This is a genomic window from Umbribacter vaginalis (assembly GCA_001552935.1).
Lineage (GTDB): Bacteria > Actinomycetota > Coriobacteriia > Coriobacteriales > Eggerthellaceae > Berryella > Berryella vaginalis.
The window spans coordinates 1-805 of record KQ959712.1 but is presented as its reverse complement, the minus strand read 5'-3'; the positions used below and the strand labels follow the sequence as shown (position 1 = coordinate 805).

Sequence of the window (805 nt, the reverse complement as noted above, 5' to 3'; positions counted from 1 at the left end):
CTTTGTACAAGAGTTAGTTGTTCCAGCTAACTATGGTAAAAAGCTTGTAAGCTTCCCTGTGTACATTCAGCGTGATAAAAAATGCGTTGATTTAGGTACAGTGTTTAATAAACCAGGTGAGCGCATCTCATCTGAACTTCGCAGCGAGGGCTTAACGCATACAGCTGCACTTGATCACAAAGCGCATTTTATAGACACTGTTACCTTTGAAAACTTAAACGTTGGCGAGAAGTATGTACTTGAAGGTGTGCTGGTAGATGCATCGGATAATACGTTCATTGAGGGTAAAGATGGTGCGCCTTATCGCACACGCATTGAATTTACGCCTACCACGACAAGTGGCTTTCAAAATATTGATTTCTTTGTAGATACGTATATGCAGCGTGGTAAAACCATCGTGGCATATGAGTATATCTATAACGCAAAAGGTGAAAAAGTAAACTCAGAAGCTAATAGCGATAATACGCTACAAACAATCCATGTTCCTGGACTTATGCATACCTATGCGCAAAATAAAGCTCTTAAAAGTAATCTAGTATTTGCTGATAAAGGACAGACCGTAAGCGATTCAGTAAGTTATGACAATCTTGTTCCAGGTGAAAAATACACACTGGTATCTACCTTAATGGATAAAGACACAGGCAAGCCAGTTGCTGATAAGCATGGAAACGTTATTACCATGTCTAAGACTTTTGTCGCATGGCGTGCAAGTGGCTTTATTGAAACGGAGTTTAGTTTTGATGCAAGCAACCTATCAGGTAAAACATTGGTAGTCTTTGAGAGTTTGCGCCAAGGCAACACAGAA

Annotated in this window: 1 protein-coding gene; it reads left to right on the top strand. The window is 40.0% G+C overall.

Going from position 1 to position 805, the window contains the following annotated elements:
- Positions 1-805, top strand: an 805-nt coding sequence (locus HMPREF3190_RS06170) for a VaFE repeat-containing surface-anchored protein (RefSeq protein WP_449676332.1), incomplete at both ends; no start/stop codon positions are given.